This window comes from Microvirga terricola (genome assembly GCF_011777495.1).
Classification (GTDB): Bacteria; Pseudomonadota; Alphaproteobacteria; order Rhizobiales; family Beijerinckiaceae; genus Microvirga; species Microvirga terricola.
Map to the genome: position 1 here is coordinate 703,234 of NZ_JAATJS010000002.1, position 18,560 is coordinate 721,793.

Below are 18,560 nucleotides of genomic sequence, written 5' to 3' on the forward strand. Positions count from 1 at the left end.
CGCGCTGGAAGTACTTCCAATTTTAACGTTGTATCGATACAGAGAAATGTAACGCCATTTCGTATCGATACTCGTCCCATGCAGCAAGAAAAAGTCAGTGTGAAAGAGCTCTTGCTGAAGCACGGGCTCGACATGGGTGGGACATTCGACGAGAGCTTCGTGTGGGAGCCGCCGGTCAAGATCTATTCGGCGACCAATCTCATGAATGTCTTCATGGGGGCCTACTCCTACACGGCTCCGAAGGGTGGCATCGCCTATGCCGTCATCGGGCGCTATTGTTCCATCGGTGACGGCGTCCTCATTCGTGGAAGCGCGCACCCGACCCAGTGGCTCACGTCTCACCCCTTTAGCCACAGGAACATCTACCCGAAATTCGTCGCCTACGAGCCGCCCTTCACCTTTGACGCCTACCCCAAGATCACCCGCATCGGACACGATGTCTGGATCGGCGCGCGGGCGCTCATCCTTCCCGGCGTGACAATCGGCAACGGCGCAATCATCGGCGCGGGAGCGGTGGTGGCGAAGGATGTGCCGGATTATGCGGTCGTCGTCGGCAATCCCGGTCGCGTGGTGAAGTATCGCTTCGATGAGGCGACCATCAAGCGCCTCCAGAAGGTGGCCTGGTGGCAATACGACCTGCCGAAGATGCTCGCCGGCAAGGCCAGCCTGCCGCTCGACAATCCTGCGGCGATGCTGGATTTTTTTGAGAACCCGATCATCTCGCTAGAGCGGCTCAAGCCGCAGCCGACGCAGCTCTTCGTCAAGGACGGCAACACCTACCTGAGGACCGTCGATCCTGAAAAGGTCAGTCCATAACGGCCGCTTTGAGGATGCAGACCATGGTCGCCCGGCCCGGCGTATCGCTGACGCAGCGCACCGAATGGGGGCGGTCGCAGCGATAGCGCAGGGTCTCGCCAGCCTTTGCCCGCTGGGTTGCGCCGCCGACCTCGACTTCAAACTCGCCTTCGAGAACCGAGAGACACTCTACCGAACCGCGCTGGTGGCTGTCGGAATCGAGCACGCCGCCGGCGTCGGATTGCACGTCGTACCATTGCAGCCATTCGATGGTCTTCAGCCATCCGATGATGGCGAGGCGCATCTTGCCGTCTTCCGAGACGAGGATCGGGGTGTCGGCGCGGGAGGATTTTTCGATGAAGGGCTCTTCATCGCTGGTCGCGAGCACCCGCTCGATGGAGACGTCGAGAGCCTGGCTCAGCCGCCAGATCGTGGCCAGCGTGGGATTGGTTTCGTTCCGCTCGATCTGGCTGATGATGGACTTGGCCACGCCGGATTGCTCGGCGAGTTCCGACAGGGACAGGTTGTAGGCCTTGCGCAGCCGCTGAATGGTCTTGCCCATGTGGCCCGACAAAACCTGCGCGCCGGTATCCAGATCCCGGTGCCTCTCTTTGCCTTCGACGCCCATGTGACTTGCCTCTGTCCTGAAAGACCGAACGTTTGTTCCTCAAAACGGTTTTGGGGTAACTGGCAGGACGGGTCAAGCGCTGGCTGTGTCCCAGGGCTGGGAAGATCGGCTTAGCCGCCACTTCTCTGGGATGCGATTTCCAGGTCTCTCGCCCTTTGCACGCCGAGATGGTGTTCTCGCCAGACGATGAAAAGGCCCGTGGCGGCGACGATGGACGCTCCGATGACCATGGTCAGGGTCGGCAGATCGCCAAAGACGAACCAGCCGAACAGCAAGGCCCAGATCATGGTGGTGTATTCGAAGGGTGCGATGACCGAGGTATCGGCGAAGCGGTAGCTCTGCGTGACCAGGATCTGGCCGATCCCGCCCAAAAAGCCGCCGAGGGCAAGAAGCAGCATGTCCGGCCCATCTGGCATCTTCCAGCCCAGGACGATGGTGCATAGCGACAGGGTGGAGGCGAGGATGAAGAAATAGAAGACGATGGCCCCGGTCTTTTCCGTTTGGGTCAGGCGCCGCACCTGAATCATCGCGCCCGCCGAACAGAAAGCGCCGAGAAGGGCGCAAAGCGCGCCGAAGGTCGGTCCCGCGGCCAGGCCGCCGGAGAAGGTTTCGAGTTTCAGGTAGGGCGACAGCATGATGAGAACGCCCACGAACCCGACCGCCACCGCTGTCCAGCGATAGAAGCGGACTTGCTCGTTCAGCAGCAGCGCGGCCAGGATGACGACGATGAGAGGCGAAGCGTAGCCGATAGCGATGGTGTCGTGGAGTGGCAGATAGGCGAGGGTGACGAAGCCGAGATACATGCCGCAGGTGCCGATGATCCCGCGCAGGAAATGGCCAGGAACGTTGTTTGTCCGCACCGCATTGATGAGATCGCCCTGCCAGCCCAGCCACATGAGAAGCGGGATGAGGGCCAGGGTCGAGCGGAAGAAAACAATCTCGCCGACGGGATAGCGGGTCGTGAGCGTCTTCAGCCCGGCCGACATCATTGTGAAGGCGAGGGCGGACAGGACTTTGAGGGTAATCCCCAGAAGAGGTTTCACGGGCTTTGAGTCGCTTCAGTCGAGAAACGCAAACAATCACGATGCGTCCCTAACGTGAAGTGCTATTCGGTCTAAAGTGCCTGCGTTCTGTGCATGAAGACGGCGCCAGCTGTCACAAATCCGCAAGGCAAACGTCACAAGGCCGCAAAGCGAATCCTGTTTGGCTGACGCAAGCCAAGCCAAGTGAGGACGTCGCATGGCCGAGGATTTCGAAGCTGTCCGCGTGCGTACGCTGTTCCTGTCCGATCTCCATCTGGGGACCAAGGGATGTCAGGCTGCGTCGCTCTTGAACTTTCTCAAGCACTACGATGCCGACACGATTTATCTCGTGGGGGACATCGTCGACGGCTGGAGGCTCAAATCGGGCTGGTATTGGCCGCAGGCGCACAACGACGTGGTGCAGAAGCTTTTGCGCAAGGTCCGCAAAGGCACCCGCCTGATCTACATCCCCGGCAACCACGACGAATTCTTACGCGACTATATCGGCATCAGCCTCGGTGGCGTGGAACTCGCCGATTACGCCCTCCACGAGGCCGCTGATGGCAAGCGCTATCTCGTCATCCACGGTGACCAGTTCGATCTCGTCGTGCGCCACGCGCGCTGGCTCGCTTTGCTGGGCGATGGGGCTTACACCGCGGCGCTCTTCGTCAATACCTACCTCAACATCGCGCGGCGCAAGCTCGGGCTGACGTACTGGTCCTTGTCGTCGTGGGCCAAGATGAGGGTCAAGAACGCGGTGAACTTCATCAGCCGCTTCGAGGAACTGCTTGCCACGGAAGCGAAAAGGCACGACGCGGACGGCGTCATCTGCGGCCATATCCATCACGCCGCGATGCACGACGATTTCGGCGTGCGTTATGTGAATACCGGCGACTGGGTGGAATCCTGCACAGCCATCGTCGAGCATTATGACGGCACCTTCCAGCTGATCCGCTGGACCGAGATGCAAAAGGCCAAGCAAGCCACGCCGCGCCTGAGCGCGCCGGCGGTCCCACAGCAGAAGGCCGCGTGATGCGTCTCCTGATCGCGACCGATGCGTGGCGACCTCAGATCAACGGGGTCGTGCGCTCGCTGGAATACATGGCGGCGGAGGCACCGGGCTTCGGTGCCCAGGTCACGTTCCTGACCCCGGAGCGCTTCCGGTCCTGCCCGATGCCGACCTATCCGGAGATCCGCCTTTCGCTCGCCGCGCCGGGCGCGGTTGCGCGCTTTATTGAAGATGTCGACCCGACCCATGTCCACATCGCGACCGAGGGGCCTATCGGTCTTGCGACGAGATGGGTCTGCCGGCGGCAGCAGCGGGCCTTCACGACGAGCTATCACACCCGCTTTCCTGAGTACCTGTCTGCCCGCGTGCCGATCCCCGAAGCGTGGTCCTACAGCGCGATCCGGCGGTTTCACAACGGCGGCCGGGCCGTGATGGTCAGCACGCCGTCGCTGGAGCGCGAACTCTTAGGCCGCGGGTTCCGCAATATCCGGCGCTGGACGCGGGGCGTGGATACGCAGCTCTTCCGCCCGCGTAACGAGCGCATTCTCGATGCCGCCAGCCCGATCTTTCTCTATGTCGGACGGGTCGCGGTGGAGAAAAACCTCGAAGCCTTTCTTTCCTTCGACCTTCCCGGAACCAAGGTCGTGGTTGGCGACGGCCCGGCGCGCGCTGAGCTGGAGGGCAAATTTCCCACGGCCCGTTTCCTCGGCGCGCTCGCCGGGGAGGATCTGGCGCGGATTTATGCCTCCTCCGATGTCTTCGTCTTTCCGAGCCTCACCGATACTTTCGGTATCGTGCTGCTGGAAGCGCTGGCCTCCGGGCTTCCCATTGCGGCCTATCCGGTGACGGGCCCGCTGGACGTGGTCGGTGCTTCAGGCTGCGGTGTTCTCAATGACGACCTGCGCGAGGCGGCTCTGGCGGCGCTCGACATCCCGAAGGATCGATGCCGCAGCTACGGCGAGACATTCACGTGGCGTGAAAGCGCACGGCAGTTCTTCTCCAACATCGAGCAAGCGCACGCGGAAGCATAAACCGTAAGGTCCTGTTGCTATCCGCACGACGGAAGGTGACGAGCGCGCCTCAATCGGGCATTGTGGTGCTATCGCCTCGACGATTCTTCACGACGCCAGTCCGCCGGACGCCTGAGGCCGCCAAATCGCCCGCAGTTTGTTCTTCCGGTCAACGGCCGTGTCCTTGCGTCTTTCGCCAACCACTTGCGACCTCGGAAAGAGCGGAGCGTGACACCGTCTTTGCGAAACCCAGCCTTGCGCCTGTCGGCCCTGCAGGCGGCCAGTTTCATCAGCCACGGAGTCTATCTGCCGTTCTTTCCCTTGTGGTTGCAAAGCAAGGGGCTCTCGGCGGTGCTCATCGGCTTCGTGGTCGCGATTCCCATTATCGTCCGCGTTCTGGCGACGGCTCCACTCTTGAGCCTCGCCGACAGGTCATTCGGAGCGCGACGTCTGCTTCTCGCCAGCCATGCGGGACAGATCGTGGGCTTTCCGCTCCTCATGATGGCGCAGAACGATGTCGCGATCATCGCGCTCGTGGCGCTTGTTTCTGTGGCACAGGCAGCGATCATTCCGGGTAACGACCTCGTCTGCACCTCTGCCGTGCAGCACAGCCCCGGTCTGAACTACGGCCGCATCCGCGGGTGCGGATCGGTCGCGTTCTTCATCACCAATATCGTGGCGGGGTATCTGATCGGCGCTTTCGGGCCCGGCATTGTGGTCGTCGCGCTCTCTTTCATTCCGTTCCTCGGCATCACCGCCACATTGCTCGCGGTTCCTCGTGAAATGCCGGGCGCACCGGTTCGGGCGGAGGCGGGGAAGGCTTCCAAGTCCAAGGCGCTGCCGCAGGTCCTATGGTTCGTCATGATCGCCGCTGCTCTCACGCAGGGCAGCCACGGCGCGCTGAACGCCTTCGCCAGCATCCACTGGCAGAAGCTTGGGTTTTCCGATTCCACGATCGGCTATTTCTGGGCGACCGGTGTGATCGCGGAAATCATGGTCTTCATGTTCCTGGGCCGTGCGGTGGGGCGAGGCTCGGGGCTCTGGCTCATTCTGGCCGGATCGGCGGCTGGCATGATCCGTTTTGCTCTCCTTGCCTTGAATCCGGGCGCGGCCGTCACCTTTGCCCTCCAGGCCCTGCATTGCCTCACCTTCGGCGCGACGCATCTTGGGACCATGGCGGCTCTGACGGCCTTGTCTCCGCGCCATGCGAAAGGCCGGGCGCAAGGGATCTACGGTTCGCTGGCCGCCCTTACGACAGCAGGAACGACCATCGCAAGCGGCATGATCTACAAGGAGCAGGGGGCGATGATCTTTGCCGCGATGGTTCCCCTGGCCGCCATGGGATTCGTTCTGACACTCGTTGCCGCGCGGCGCTTGCAAGCCGGCGTCCAGGCGGAGGGCTGAGAGGTGTCTGAAGCGCGGCGTCTCGAGCTCCGCTTGTCCCTCCTCCAGGCGGCGTGCTTCCTTGGCCCCGGCTTTTTCCTGCCTTTCTTTCCCATCTGGCTGCAGGGCAGGTCGCTGTCGCCATCCATCATCGGCATTGTGGTGGCGATTCCGATCGTCGTGCGGACCTTCGTGACCGCACCCCTTGTGAGCCTCGCGGATGGACCGCTTGGCGCGCGTCGCCTCCTGCTGATAAGTCTGACTGGCCAGCTGCTTGGCTTTCCGCTTCTGATGCTGGCGCAGGACGGCGCAACCATCATGGTCTTGGTGGCGATGATTGCCGTGACGCAAGCCGGGATCATCCCGATCAACGACCTTGTCATCACCTCGGCGATTCACCGTCACAAGGTCCTTGATTACGGGCGCATGCGCGGCATCGGCTCGATGGCGTTTGTGGTGGCCAATATCGCGGCGGGGTACCTGGTCGGCGCCTTCGGGCCGAATGCAGTCCTCGTCGCGCTTTCCCTGTTTCCGCTCCTCGGCCTCGCGGCCGCCCTATTTGCCGTTCCGCATGACATACACGAGCCATCGACACGGCGCGGGGACCAGACGACGCCCGATTCCCGCAAACTGCCCCAAGTCTTGTGGATCCTCATCATCGCCACGGCGCTCACTCAGGGAAGCCACGGCGCGCTGAATGGGTTCGCCAGCATCCATTGGCAGAAGCTCGGCATTCCCGATGCCACGATCGGCTATTTCTGGGCCGTCGGTGTAATCGCTGAAATTATGGTGTTCATGCTACTCGGCCGGGCGGTCGGCCGGGGATACGGCTTGGGCCTCATGCTGATAGGGTCATCCGCCGCAATCGTGCGCTTCTCGATTCTTGCCCTCAATCCCGGTGTCGAGGTGACTCTCGTTCTTCAGGCCATGCACGGCCTGTCGTTTGGCGCGACGCATCTCGGGACCATGGCGGCTCTCTCCACGCTTTCTCCGGTCCAGGCGCGGGGGCGGGCGCAGGGCGTCTATGCCTCCCTGGCCTGTTTCACGAACGCCGTCACCACGGTGGCCAGCGGCATGATCTACAAGGATGTCGGGGCGGCAATCTTTGCTGCGATGGTCCCGATGGCGGTCATGGGCCTCGCGCTCACTATGGTCGCCGCCACGCAGCTGAAGGCTCAGCCCCAAAGGGAGGGCTGAGGCGGATAGACGATGCTGCCCTCGTAGACGAGGCCGGGTTCGCGGTCCCGCGCCAGCAACAGCGGGCCGTCGAGATCCACAAACCGCGCACGGGGCGCAAGCACCATGGCGGGCGCCATCGCGAGCGAGGTTCCGACCATGCACCCGATCATGATCGAAAGCCCCCGCGCCTCGGCGGCATCCGCGAGCGCTAGCGCCTCGGTCAGGCCGCCGGTCTTGTCGAGTTTGATGTTGACCGCGTCATAAAGGCCGACCAGCCGGTCGAGGCTTGGCCGGTCATGCACGCTCTCGTCCGCGCAGATCGCGACAGGACGCTCGATCTTGCCGAGGAAGCCGTCGTTCTTGGCGGGCAGGGGCTGTTCGACCAGGGCGAAACCGGCATCCGCGCAGGCCTTGAAATGCGCGGCGAGATTGTCCTCGGTCCAGCCTTCGTTGGCGTCGGCGATCAGCGTCGCGTTCGGGGCAGCCTTGCGCACGGCGGCGATGCGTTCGAGATCGCCACCGGGTGCGCCGAACTTGACCTTCAGGATCGGCCGCTCCGCCGCCTTCGCCGCGGCCTCCGCCATGGCTTCCGGCGTATCGAGGCTGATCGTGTAGGCCGTGGTGGCCGGCGACCACCGATTGACCCCCGCTGTGATGTGGGCGCGGACGCCGGAGCGCTTGGCGTCCAGATCCCAAAGTGCGCAATCGACCGCGTTGCGGGCCGCGCCGGCGGGCATGACGTTCTGCAGGGCTTCGCGGGTCAGCCCCGCCTCGATTTGCGGCCGCAGCGCCTCGATGGCGGCGGCGACCCCTTCCACCGACTCGCCATAGCGCGGGTAGGGCACGCATTCGCCATGGCCGACCACCCCGTCCTCGGTAATCGTGGCGGTGACGACCACGGCTTCCGTCCGCGAGCCGCGGGCGATGGTGAATTTCCCGGCAATCGGAAACCTGTCGATAGTAACGGTGAGGCTGCGCATTCTTTCTACTTCTCGTTAACTTCGGCTCGACTTGTGCCGCATCCGCACGGTATCACCAAGCGGAATCGATGCCGGAAGGATGATCGTGGCGCAGAGCATCTTGGCTCAAGAGCCGCAAGTCAAAATCGAGCGCGCCGGAGACAACGTCACGGCGAAACTCGCCGGTCACTGGACCGCCGAGTACGCCGCGCTGGTCGAGAGCCTTGCCGTCGAGATCGAGGCTGAGGCCGGACAGCACCATGTCATCGTCGATCTTCGCCAGGTCGAGCGGCTCGACACGCTTGGCGCGTGGGTTCTGGACCGGACCCGGCACGAACTGGGCGCTCACGGGGCTTCCGCCGATTTCGCCAATGCCAGTCCCGAGCAGCAGATTCTTCTCGACGAGGTCGCTTATCGCGGCTTCCACGCACCGGAGAAGGTCAAGAGCTCGAAGATCGTTGATTTCCTGGTCGATGTGGGCAAGGTTGTCACGGGCGCGGGCCGCGACCTCATCGATGGCGTCGCCTTCCTGGGGGAACTCGTCTCCGCGCTCCTGCGGGTCACCATCCGCCTTCGCCGCTTCCGGGGCACGGCGGTCGTCAATCAGTTGGAGCAGATCGCCTATCGCGGCGTGCCGATCATCGTGCTGATTTCGTTCCTGGTCGGCTGCATCATTGCGCAACAGGGCATTTTCCAGTTGCAGCGGTTCGGCGCGACGCCCTTCGTCGTCGACCTGACGGGCATTCTGATCTTGCGCGAATTGGGCGTTCTTCTCACCTCGATCATGGTCGCAGGCCGGTCGGGCTCGGCCTTCACAGCCGAGATCGGCTCCATGAAAATGCGCGAGGAGATCGATGCCTTAAGAGTGATGGGGCTCGACCCGATGGAAGTCCTGATCATTCCACGCATCCTGGCGCTGGTGATCGGCTTGCCGCTTCTCACCTTCATCGCGGCCATCGCGGCCTTGTCCGGGGGTGGCATAACGTCCTGGTTTTATGGAGATATCAGCCCGGATGTCTTCCTGTCGCGTCTGCGCGCCGCCGTGGGGATGAACACTTTCATGGTCGGCATGATCAAAGCGCCCTTCATGGCACTCGTGATCGGGATTATCGCGACCATCGAGGGGCTGGCGGTGGCCGGGTCCGCCGAATCCCTTGGCCGTCACGTGACTTCCTCGGTCGTGAAGGCCATCTTCATGGTGATCGTTCTCGACGGTCTGTTCGCCATGTTCTTTGCGGCCATCAGGTACTGAACCGATGCTCGACAGACATCAGCCCGTTTCGGACACGAACCGCGAAGTGGTGATCCGCGTGCGCGGGGTCGAGGTCGGATTCGGGGACAAAACGATTCTCAAGGGGCTCGATCTCGACGTTTATCGTGGGGAGATCCTCGGCTTTGTCGGTGCATCGGGCCAGGGCAAGTCGGTCCTGACCCGTGCGATCCTGGGCCTCGTGCCCAAGCGAGGAGGCACCATCGAGGTGCTGGGGCAGAACCTTGATGAGTTGTCGCCCTCCGAGAGGCGCCTGCTGGAGCGCCGCTTCGGCGTCCTCTTTCAGCAGGGTGCGCTGTTCTCGGCTTTGACGGTCAAGCAGAACATCCAAGTCCCGATGCGGGAATACCTGTCGCTCTCGGACCGGCTGCTCGACGAGCTGGCCATGCTGAAGATTGAGATGGTCGGCCTCAACCCGGACGCAGCCGATAAGCTTCCCTCGGAACTGTCCGGCGGCATGATCAAACGCGCAGCCCTGGCACGCGCCCTCGCGCTCGACCCGGATATCCTTTTCCTCGACGAGCCGACCTCGGGCCTCGATCCCATCGGCGCGGGGGAATTCGACGAACTTATCGCTACGTTACAGCGGACTTTGGGCCTGACCGTCTTCATGGTAACGCACGATTTGGATAGTCTTTACACGGTCTGCGACCGAATCGCGGCTCTGGGCGAGGGTAAAATTCTGGCGGAAGGGCCCATTGAGACGATGGTTGCATCGGATCACCCCTGGCTTCGGGCCTATTTCCACGGCAAGCGGGCGCGTGCGGCCCTGGCCAGCGACGCTTAAGGATTGAGATGGAAACGCGTGCAAATTACGCCCTGATCGGTCTGTTCACCCTGTCGGTGATCGCGGCGGCGTTCCTCTTCGTCTATTGGTTTTCCGGCGGCGAGCGCGGTCAGGCTCGGCAGACGGTCCGCATTGTTTTCTCGGGCTCGGTTTCCGGCCTGTCGAAGGGCTCGACCGTCTCGTTCAACGGCTTGCGTGTGGGCGAGGTGACGGAGATCAACCTTCTGCCCGAAGATCCGCGCCGCGTCGTCGCCATCGTGCAGGTCGACAGGAGCACGCCCATCCGCTCGGACACCCGTGCGCGCCTCGAATATCAGGGGCTGACGGGCGTCGCCACGATTGCCCTTTCCGGTGGCGAGCCTAGCGCGCCGCCCCTTACGCCGGGGCCGGGGCAGCCTTTGCCCACCATCTTTGCCGACAGATCCGATTTCCAGGACCTGATCGAGACGGCCCGCAACATCGCTCGTCGCGCGGACGACGTGCTTGAGCGCATCGGACGCGTGGTCGCGGACAACGAAGGTTCGATCAATCGCACCGTGCAGAACGTCGAGCGCTTCTCGCAGGCTCTCGGCGAGAACGCTGATGGCATCGACCGCTTCCTGGCTCAGGTGGGGCAGGCGGCGGAGAAGGTTGGGCCTCTGGCTGAGAAGCTGGAAACGCTCGCCACCAACCTGGACGAGGTTGTGCGCTCGGTCGACCGCCAGCGCGTCACCCGCATCCTTGAGAACGTTGACAAATTCACCGAGACGCTCGGGGAAAGCCAGCAAGCCGTCCACGACGCCCTGCGGGATGCGGCAAGCCTCGTCGGTCGCCTGAACGAGTCCGCGCCGAAGCTCGATACGGCGCTCGACGAGATCGGCAAGATCGCCAAGTCCATCGATCCGACGAAGGTCGGGCGCACCATCGACAATGTGGACGTGTTCACGCAGACCCTGCGCCAGCGCAGCCCCGACGTGGACAGGGCCATCGTCGAGGCGCGCTCCATCACCGAAAAGCTCAACAAGTCCGCCGACCGTATCGACAGCGTGCTGGCATCGGCCGAGAAGTTCCTGGGCTCGGCTACGGGCGAAGCAGGGAAGGGGGCGTTCGACGAGGTTCGTGAAGCCGCCAAGTCCGTGCGTATTCTCGCCGATGACTTGAACCGGCGCACCGAGGGTATTTTGTTGGGCGTCGGCCGGTTCGCGAATACGGGATTGCCGGAATACGAGGCGCTCGCGATTGAGGGTCGCAAGACACTGAACGACATCAGCCGCGCAGTGCGGAGCATCGAGCGTAATCCACAGCAGTTCATTTTCGGTGGTGATGGCCGCTCGTCTATCCCCCAATACAATGGGCGGCGCTAAATCATGATGACCATGTCCGGAACGCCAGTGCTTCGCCCCTTCCTTCGCCGCGTTCGGCCTTCGCGGCGGCTTGCGCACGCGGTACTCGTCGCCGGGCTCGCGGGGGCGTGCTCTTCACCTACGCCGGCGCCGACAACCTTCGACCTCTCCGCTCCTGCCGCCCGGGTCAGGGGGAACACCGGCGTTCAGATTTTGGTGGTGGAGCCGGCTGCCCTGCAGGTTCTTTCGAACCAGCAAATTATCGTGAAGGACGCCTATGGCACCATCTCCTTCCTCGGAGGAGGGCAGTGGTCGGACAACCTGCCTCGGCTGGTCCAGACACGCCTGATCAATACTTTTGAGAACTCCTCGCAAATCCGTAACGTCTCGCGGCCTTCGAGCGGCGCCACCGCCGATGCGCAGCTCATTTCCGAGTTGCGGAGTTTCGAGCTCGCTTCCGCGACCGGTGAGGCGGTGGTTGAGATTTCCGCAAAGCTCGTGAGCGAGCCTTCGGGCCGCATCGTCAATGGCCGCATCTTCCGCGCCCGCGTTCCGGCGGGAGCCGCCGAGGCCGGCTATGCGGCAAGGGCGCTCGATGAGGCGCTTTCCATCGTCATGATCGACATCGTCCGCTGGGTCAGCGGGACCAGCATTCCGCGGCGCGACGAGGTCAGCCAGACGACGGCTACGCCGCCGGTCTAAGGACAGGCGAGGGTAGCAGTCTCACAGCTGGCCTTCGGTTCTTTTCTCATTCACCAAAACAAAAACGCGGCCCTGAGGCCGCGTTTTTATTATTCAGTTCTGGCTGCTCGGCTTAGTCGAACCGGCCGCTGGCGTGGGCCAGCATCGTGTAGACCTTGCCGGTTTCCGACGTGAGATACGTCTTCGTCAGCATCGAGTCCCGGTCGTCGCGGGAGACTTCCGCGAGCAGACGCTCGAACTCTTCCACGTAGCGGTCGACGGTCTGCTTGAACTCGTCGTCGCGACGGTACTTGCGGCGGATCTCGTCGAAGGTCTGCTGACCCTGCAGGGTGTAGAGACGACGGGTGAACACGTTGCTCTCACCGCGCTTGTAGCGATCCCACAGCTCGACGGCCGCATCATGATCGATCATCCGGGCGATATCGACCGAGATGGAGTCGAGGGACTCGAGGCTGTTGACGCGCGACCGATCGGTACGGCCGGGGGTACGGAGTTCCTCCTCATCGCGCGAGGCGCGGTTCAGAAGATCCGACAGCCAGCCGCCACGAGCACCAGCCTCGCGGGCCGGAGCTTCTTCGCGGCGCGGAGCCGGAGCAGCGGGTTGGGCCGGGCGAACCGGCGCAGGCGCAGCCGGAGCCACCAGTGCCGGGGCGACCTTCGGCTCGGCCTGAACCTGACGGGCCACGGTTTGGAGCGGAGCCGGGGCAGGGGCCACGACGCGGGCTTCAGGAGCCGCGACAGCAGAGACCGCAGCGACCGGCGCCTCGTTCACGCGGCGGGGCTGAACCGCGGGGGCGGCGTCCACGACGCGGTTGGAGCGCGAGACCAGAGCCGACAGCTCGTTGAGGGCCTTGATCTGGTCGGCAACCACGCGGCGCATGTTGGCGGTGGTTTCCTGGGTTTCCTGCGGCAGCTCGACAACGCCGCGGCGGAGCTCCGCCCGGGTAGTCTCAAGCTCGCGCTGGATCTGGCCCGTCATGCCGCGCAGCTCGCCCATCGTATCGCGGAACTTCGAGGTCGCATTGTTGAGGGCCTCGGCCATTTCGGCAGCGGCTTGCTCATAGGTCGTGCGTAGGGCGGCGGCGGTGCGCTCGCCTTCCGCGCCCGTCGAGGTACGGATCCGCTCGAACTGTTCGCCGATGGCGCTGGTGGTCGCCTCGGCGCTGTCGGCGAGGACGGCGCCGATCTGGCGAGCCTTGTTCTCCGCGTTCTGGAGCGAGCCTTCCACGAGGGTGCTGAAGGTGCGGGTGACCACCTCGAGATCCTGCGAACGCTCGTTGATGCGACCGAGAAGCTCGTTGAGAGCGTCTTGGCGGCCATTCAACGCCGTGCTGATGCGGGCCTCGGCGCGCTCCAGAGCGGAAGCGGCGTCGGTGATGTTTTGCATCTGCTCGCGGGTGCCCTCGGTCAGCGCGCGGCCGCGCTCTTCCAGGCTGTAGGCGAGTTCGGTGGCCTGCTGGATCGCGCCGGAGGACACGCTGCGCAGCGCATCGACCTGATCCGCGACCTGATCGGAGGCGCGCGCCGTCTGAGACGCAATTTCCGAAAGGAGGGTTTCGATCTGCTGGACGCGTCCTGCAAGACCGTCCTCGATGGCGCCGAGATTGCCGCTCGCGCTGGCCGAAACCTGCTGGAGGAGGGTGTTGGCCTCCTGAAGGCGGCCGAGCACATCCGTCAGCTCGCCGCGCAGGCGGGCGTTGGTTTCCACGAGGGTGTCGACGGAGCGCGTCGTGCCATCGTCGATGGCTGCACGCATCGCCTCGGTCGACTGCATGTAGGATGCGGTCAGCTCCATGGTGCGCTCCTGGAGCGACGACAGCATGGTGCTGCTGCGCTCTTCCAGGCTGCGCAGGGCGTTCTCGCTGATCGCCGCAACCTCGCGACCGATGGCGTCGCCGCTGTCGCTGAGGCTCGCCACGAGGGACGCGCCTTGGGTGTCGAAGATGCTGCGGATCTCGCCGATCTGATTGCCCAGCGAGCCGAGAACGGCGTGACCCTTCTCGTCGATCGTTTCGACAACACCATCGAGGCGGTTGACGACGCGATCCTCGAACAGAGCGACGCGCTGATCGAGCGTCGTGGCGATTTCTTCGGCGCGGTTGCCGAGAGTCTGGTTGATCTCGAACGCGCGGCTGCCGAGCGTTTCGCTGATCTGGTCGGCCTTGGAGGCCAGCGCCTCGGCAATGGCTCCGCTCTTGGCATCAAGCGCTTGACCGATTTCATCGACGCGGGTCTGCAGGGACTGGGCGACATCGCGGCCGCCTTCGGCCATGACGCGGGCCAGCTCGCCGGTCCGCACCACCAGCGCTTCATTGAGCGCGGAGGAACGAGCACCGAGCGTCTGATCGACGCGCTCGACGATGGTGTCGAAGTTCGCCGTGATCTCCGTGGAGCGGCGGGTAGCGTGCTCCTCAAGAGCCGTCAGCTGGCTCTCGATGGCAGTGGTCGCCTCACGAGCGCGCTCGGAGAACGCCTCGGCCATGGTGCGGCCCTGTACGGTGATGAGACGCTCCATTTCCTCGAAACGGCCACCGATGGTGTCGGTCAGCGTGCCCACATCGCGGGAAATGCGATCGGCCACTTCGCCGCCGCGGCCCATGACGTCCTCGAAGGCGGCGAGGCGAGAGCCGAGGGTCTCCTCCATCTCGCGGCCACGGGTATCGACCGTGTTGGCCAGGTTGTCGGCTGTGCGGTTGAGCGCCTCGTTGACGCGCGCTCCCTGCGTCGCGATGGCGAGGACGATGTCCTTGCCGGCGCCGGCCAGACGGGTCTGGGCTTCTTCCGCATGACGCGCGAGGGTTTCCGAGAATTCCTGGCCGCGAGTCTGGAACGCGCCCTGGAACTCCTCGACCTTCTCGCCCATGAGGGACGTGATCTTCTCGCCGGCCTGCGAAAGGCTGGCCTCGAGAGCCTCGCCCTGCACGGTCACGGACTCGCTGACACGCTGGCTTGCGGTTTCGAGACGGTTGGCAAGGTCCTCGACGCGGTTGCCAATGGCTTCATCGGCCAAGCGGACGGCGCTGTGGAGATGCTCGCGCACCTCGCCACCACGCTGAGCGATTTCCTGGCTGACTTCGGCGGCGGTCGTCGCGAGACGCTCGCGGAACTCGTTGCCGCGCACGACGATCTCTTCCACGACCTCGGTGCCGGTCGCAGTGAGCTGCTCACGCAGAGCGCCACCGCGGCTCGCGAGTTCCTCGATGAGAGTGCCGGCGGTTTCAGAGAATTCGGTGCGCAGCGTGTTGCCGCTCGTGGCGAGTTCCTGAACGAGGGACGCGCCGGTAGAGGAAAGCTGCTCGCGCACGAGGTTGCCGCGCGTCACGATCTCTTCGCTGATGGACGAGCCTGCTGCCGCAATCTGGTCGCGCATTTCCGTGGTGCGCGCCGTGATATCGTCGGCGATGACATTGCCGGTTGCGGCGAGTTTCTCGGTGATCTCGCTGCCACGCAGCGCGAAGCTCTCTTCAAGGTTGTGCGCGGTGCTCTCGAAAGCCTCGCGCACATCGTTGCCTTGCTGAGCCAGCGCATCGATGACGCCGCGGCCCGTTTCGGCAAGCGTGCGGGTCACCTGGCTCGCGCCGTCCTGGAGGTGGCGGGTGAGGAGGTCGCCAGTACGCTCGAATGCGCCAGTGACGTCCTGCGCCTTGCTCTCCAGAGCCGTGGTGATGACGGTTCCGACCTGAGCGATGCCGGTCTTGATGTCCTCGCTGGTGCCGGAAAGACGGTCCACCAGTTCGACGCCGCGGCTCGCCATTTCTTCGACGACGCGCTCGCCTGCACGGCCAAGAGCCTGCGTAATCTGCTCGCCGCGCTGCTCGAGCGAGTCCGTGACGCGGCCGCCCGCGCCGTCGACGGCGGAGACGACGCGCTCGGCGGCTTCATCGAGATCGCGCGTAAGGTTCTGGTGCGTGCCGGTGATGGCGGTGCGGACGCGCTCAGCATTGGTGACGATCGACTCGCGCTGGGTGACCAGTTCATCGATCAGCGAGCGAATGCGGATTTCGTTGTCCGAATAGGCACGCTCAAGGGTAGAAATCTCGCTGCGGACGAGGGTTTCGAGCTCGCCGGCGCGGGCCAATGCCCGCTCCACGCCATCGCCGACAGCAGCGACTTCGCGACGGACGGCCTGCGACACGGAGAGCACCGCGTCGGTCGAAAAGTTTTCAGGCTGCGCCAGACGAACCGCCACTTCGCCGACCGCGCGGGCGACGAGCTTCATCTCCTGCGACCGGACCGTCAGCATCGCCGCGATGAAGAAAAGGATGACGGGTGCGAGAAGAACGAACGCTCCGATCGACAATTGTGCGGGCGAGAACGCCGAAAGAAGTTCCTGCGGCGCGGTGATGCCTTGCGAATAAACGACGGCCGCACCGCCGCCGAGCCAGAGCAGGGAGGCAAGGGTCGCAACGTTGTAGGCGAAGCGGGAGGGGCGGACCTGCAGGGCCTGAAGCATCACGCCGACATTTTGCCGGTCGTCGTTGGCGACGGCGTTCCGATCCGGCGCGACGAAGCCGGAGCGCGACACCTCGTCGGAGCGGTCACGATTGTCCACGCGCATCGACGCCTCCGGCCCGATGCCGAACGGCCCTTTGGTGAAGTCGTGATCGTCGATATCCGGAAGCTTGGGGGCTTCGCGCGAGCCGATCCGGTCCAGATCTTCCGCGCCGGAAGAACTGAGGGAGTCATCGAGATTGAGCGCCTGTTCGACAGCAGACAAAGCTGCCTCTGCCGGGTCTTTCATCTTTTTCTTTTCGCTCGCCATAATTTGCCTCGCGACGCAATAGATATTGGGAGAAGCCGATCCCATTCCGCCCCCATGACGGGAATGCTCGACTTCAGCCCGTTCGGATGAGCCTTCGAGGGCGCATCCGTTGGAAACCTGCCATTTACCAAACAATTTTAGCGACGGGTGGCGGGGATTGAAACCCAATATCCCTTGCCACTTGCGAACGTCGTTAACGGCTCAGTTACCAGCGTTTGCCCGTCAAAAATGTGGCGCAATGATGGCGAGACGCAGCTCGATCTCGTATTCCTGCGCGCCTTCGCTTAAATATGCGCCGGTTAGTCAGAGGTCCGCAATGATCAGCATTACTTTCATCGATTCCGAGGGCACGGCCCGCACCGTCGAGGCGGAGGAGGGATCGACCGTCATGGAGATCGCCATCCGGAACGGCATTCCCGGAATTGAGGCAGAATGTGGTGGCGCGTGTTCCTGCGCGACATGTCACGTCTATGTCGCCGAAGAGTGGGAAGCCGTGACCGGGCAACCGCAGCCGATGGAGGAAGATATGCTTGACTTTGCGTTCGACGTCCGTCCGAATTCGCGGCTGTCGTGTCAGATCCGCGTGAGGCCGGAGCTTGATGGCCTCGTTGTTTACACCCCCTCGCGGCAAGGCTGACCTGGAGAAATATCATTATGTTTAAAACGATCCTCGTCCCCGTCGATCTCGGCGAAATTGAAGCGTCGAAACCGGCTATCGCCAAAGCCGTCGAACTTGCTCAAAGCACAGAAGGCACGCTTCGCCTGATCTACGTGCGCTCCATCGTGCCGGTCACGTACATGGAGTTCATGCCGCCGACCTTCGACGAGGAGCAGCAGGGCGAGTCTGAAAAGAAGCTGGCCGACTTGGCTGCGGGCGTCGATCTGCCGTCGGAGCGCGTTTCCGCTGTGGTCCGGCTTGGGTCGATCTATAATGAAGTTCTCGACGAGGCCGAGAAGACCGGCTCGGATCTCATCGTCATCGGCTCGCATCGCCCGACGATGGCAACCTTCCTGCTCGGTTCGAACGCCTCGACCATCGTTCGCCACGCCAAATGCTCGGTGCTCGTCGTTCGCACCTAAACGGCTTCTGAATTCGCGGGGCGCGGATCATCCGCGCCCTCGCCGGACGGCGGCATTCCGCAAGACTAGCCGTCAAAGTTCCTAAGGCGTGTCCGGCAGCAGCTCGGCCGGCGGGGCGTCGGGCTGGAAGGGGCGGGGTTTGTTGAGGCGGATCATCGGCTCGATCTGCCAGATGCCAACGACAGCAAATAGACCGCCGAGCAGTGCGACGCTGGTCGCGCCCATCTGGAAGGCGCGCCAGATCAGGTAGGCCATGGCCAACAGCGAGGCAGCGGACATGATCGCCGTCGCGGCCCAGAGCCACCAGGGCTTTCCGGCGATGAAGCGGGCGTCGGGATTGGCGCGGGCGATGGCCTCGAAAAGGTTCTTCGTGAAGGCGCGGTATTCCGTAGTCAGCTCTTCGGCCTGGACCAGGTTCTTCCAGCTGAGCGAGCCGAAGGCGAAAGTCTTGCCGTCCTTCAGAGTGACCTTGGTCCGAAAAACCCGCTGCGCCAGCCTTCCGGGTTCGTAGGTCATGCGCACGGTCTCCACCGCGCCGAGACGGACCTCCTGGACCTTGCGGCCGGAATCGACGGTCAGCCGGTCGTCCTTCAGGGTGAAGCCGATGGGGCCGCCCACGGGGCGAGGGTTGTGCTCGTAGGTCTTTTTCACG

16 protein-coding genes are annotated in these 18,560 nt (G+C 63.6%); 11 read left to right on the forward strand and 5 right to left on the reverse strand.

The annotated features are described in order from the left end of the window. Positions 1 to 78 precede the first annotated feature (78 nt). Positions 79 to 816 (forward strand): CatB-related O-acetyltransferase, encoded by a 738-nt coding sequence (locus HB375_RS18355; protein WP_167672381.1) that lies wholly within the window; start codon positions 79 to 81, stop codon positions 814 to 816. Here the strand turns inward: HB375_RS18355 and HB375_RS07735 are convergent. Next, a complete protein-coding gene (locus HB375_RS07735) occupies positions 806 to 1,423 on the reverse strand; it encodes a helix-turn-helix domain-containing protein (protein WP_167672382.1) in 618 nt (205 codons plus the stop codon). The two genes, HB375_RS18355 and HB375_RS07735, sit on opposite strands and share 11 nt — an antisense overlap. Before the next feature lie 110 nt (positions 1,424 to 1,533). After that, positions 1,534 to 2,466 carry an EamA family transporter gene (locus HB375_RS07740; protein WP_167672383.1) on the reverse strand — a complete coding sequence of 311 codons (933 nt, stop codon included), beginning with the start codon at positions 2,464 to 2,466 and terminating at the stop codon, positions 1,534 to 1,536. 196 nt (positions 2,467 to 2,662) lie between these two features. On the opposite strand from HB375_RS07740, the gene HB375_RS07745 reads away from it, so the two are divergent. The 4 genes from HB375_RS07745 (at position 2,663) to HB375_RS07760 (ending at position 7,044) form a co-directional block, all read left to right on the forward strand. Beyond that, complete coding sequence (locus HB375_RS07745) at positions 2,663 to 3,478, forward strand: UDP-2,3-diacylglucosamine diphosphatase (RefSeq protein ID WP_167672384.1); 816 nt, start codon at positions 2,663 to 2,665, stop codon at positions 3,476 to 3,478. Then, positions 3,478 to 4,485: a glycosyltransferase family 4 protein gene (locus tag HB375_RS07750; RefSeq protein ID WP_167672539.1), complete on the forward strand. Its 1,008-nt coding sequence runs from the start codon at positions 3,478 to 3,480 to the stop codon at positions 4,483 to 4,485. Before HB375_RS07745 ends, HB375_RS07750 begins: the two co-directional genes overlap by 1 nt. Positions 4,486 to 4,692: 207 nt before the next feature. Next, positions 4,693 to 5,868, forward strand: a complete 1,176-nt coding sequence (locus HB375_RS07755; RefSeq protein WP_167672385.1) for an MFS transporter — start codon at positions 4,693 to 4,695, stop codon at positions 5,866 to 5,868. Positions 5,869 to 5,901: 33 nt separating this feature from the next. Beyond that, positions 5,902 to 7,044, forward strand: coding sequence for an MFS transporter (locus HB375_RS07760; protein ID WP_167672386.1), 1,143 nt, complete (start codon positions 5,902 to 5,904; stop codon positions 7,042 to 7,044). Here the strand turns inward: HB375_RS07760 and dgcA are convergent. Continuing rightward, positions 7,023 to 8,006 carry an N-acetyl-D-Glu racemase DgcA gene (gene dgcA / locus HB375_RS07765; RefSeq protein WP_167672387.1) on the reverse strand — a complete coding sequence of 328 codons (984 nt, stop codon included), beginning with the start codon at positions 8,004 to 8,006 and terminating at the stop codon, positions 7,023 to 7,025. The genes HB375_RS07760 and dgcA overlap by 22 nt on opposite strands. Before the next feature lie 85 nt (positions 8,007 to 8,091). Between dgcA and HB375_RS07770 the strand changes: the two genes are divergently transcribed. Genes HB375_RS07770 through HB375_RS07785 form a run of 4 tightly spaced genes read left to right on the forward strand, consistent with a single transcriptional unit; the run spans position 8,092 to position 12,066 of the window. Continuing rightward, the gene (locus tag HB375_RS07770; protein WP_425515166.1) at positions 8,092 to 9,237 is read left to right on the forward strand and encodes an MlaE family lipid ABC transporter permease subunit; all 1,146 of its coding nucleotides are present in this window, start codon (positions 8,092 to 8,094) and stop codon (positions 9,235 to 9,237) included. Between the two features lie 4 nt (positions 9,238 to 9,241). Beyond that, positions 9,242 to 10,042 carry an ABC transporter ATP-binding protein gene (locus HB375_RS07775; protein ID WP_205800088.1) on the forward strand — a complete coding sequence of 267 codons (801 nt, stop codon included), beginning with the start codon at positions 9,242 to 9,244 and terminating at the stop codon, positions 10,040 to 10,042. Positions 10,043 to 10,050: 8 nt separating this feature from the next. Further along, positions 10,051 to 11,385 carry an MlaD family protein gene (locus HB375_RS07780; protein WP_167672389.1) on the forward strand — a complete coding sequence of 445 codons (1,335 nt, stop codon included), beginning with the start codon at positions 10,051 to 10,053 and terminating at the stop codon, positions 11,383 to 11,385. Between the two features lie 3 nt (positions 11,386 to 11,388). Then, positions 11,389 to 12,066 (forward strand): ABC-type transport auxiliary lipoprotein family protein, encoded by a 678-nt coding sequence (locus HB375_RS07785; protein ID WP_246728383.1) that lies wholly within the window; start codon positions 11,389 to 11,391, stop codon positions 12,064 to 12,066. Positions 12,067 to 12,178: 112 nt separating this feature from the next. Here the strand turns inward: HB375_RS07785 and HB375_RS07790 are convergent, their stop codons facing one another. Beyond that, positions 12,179 to 16,828: an apolipoprotein A-IV repeat region-like domain-containing protein gene (locus HB375_RS07790; RefSeq protein ID WP_167672390.1), complete on the reverse strand. Its 4,650-nt coding sequence runs from the start codon at positions 16,826 to 16,828 to the stop codon at positions 12,179 to 12,181. Positions 16,829 to 17,144: 316 nt separating this feature from the next. On the opposite strand from HB375_RS07790, the gene HB375_RS07795 reads away from it, so the two are divergent. Together HB375_RS07795 and HB375_RS07800 are read left to right on the forward strand one after the other, a co-directional pair. Continuing rightward, a complete protein-coding gene (locus HB375_RS07795; RefSeq protein ID WP_167672391.1) occupies positions 17,145 to 17,465 on the forward strand; it encodes a 2Fe-2S iron-sulfur cluster-binding protein in 321 nt (106 codons plus the stop codon). A 17-nt stretch (positions 17,466 to 17,482) separates the two neighbouring features. After that, entirely contained in the window at positions 17,483 to 17,908 is a 426-nt protein-coding gene (locus tag HB375_RS07800) for a universal stress protein (RefSeq protein ID WP_167672392.1), read from the forward strand. Positions 17,909 to 17,989: 81 nt separating this feature from the next. Here the strand turns inward: HB375_RS07800 and HB375_RS07805 are convergent, their stop codons facing one another. Continuing rightward, positions 17,990 to 18,559, reverse strand: coding sequence for a hypothetical protein (locus HB375_RS07805; protein WP_167672393.1), 570 nt, complete (start codon positions 18,557 to 18,559; stop codon positions 17,990 to 17,992). Between the last annotated feature and the right edge of the window lies 1 nt (position 18,560).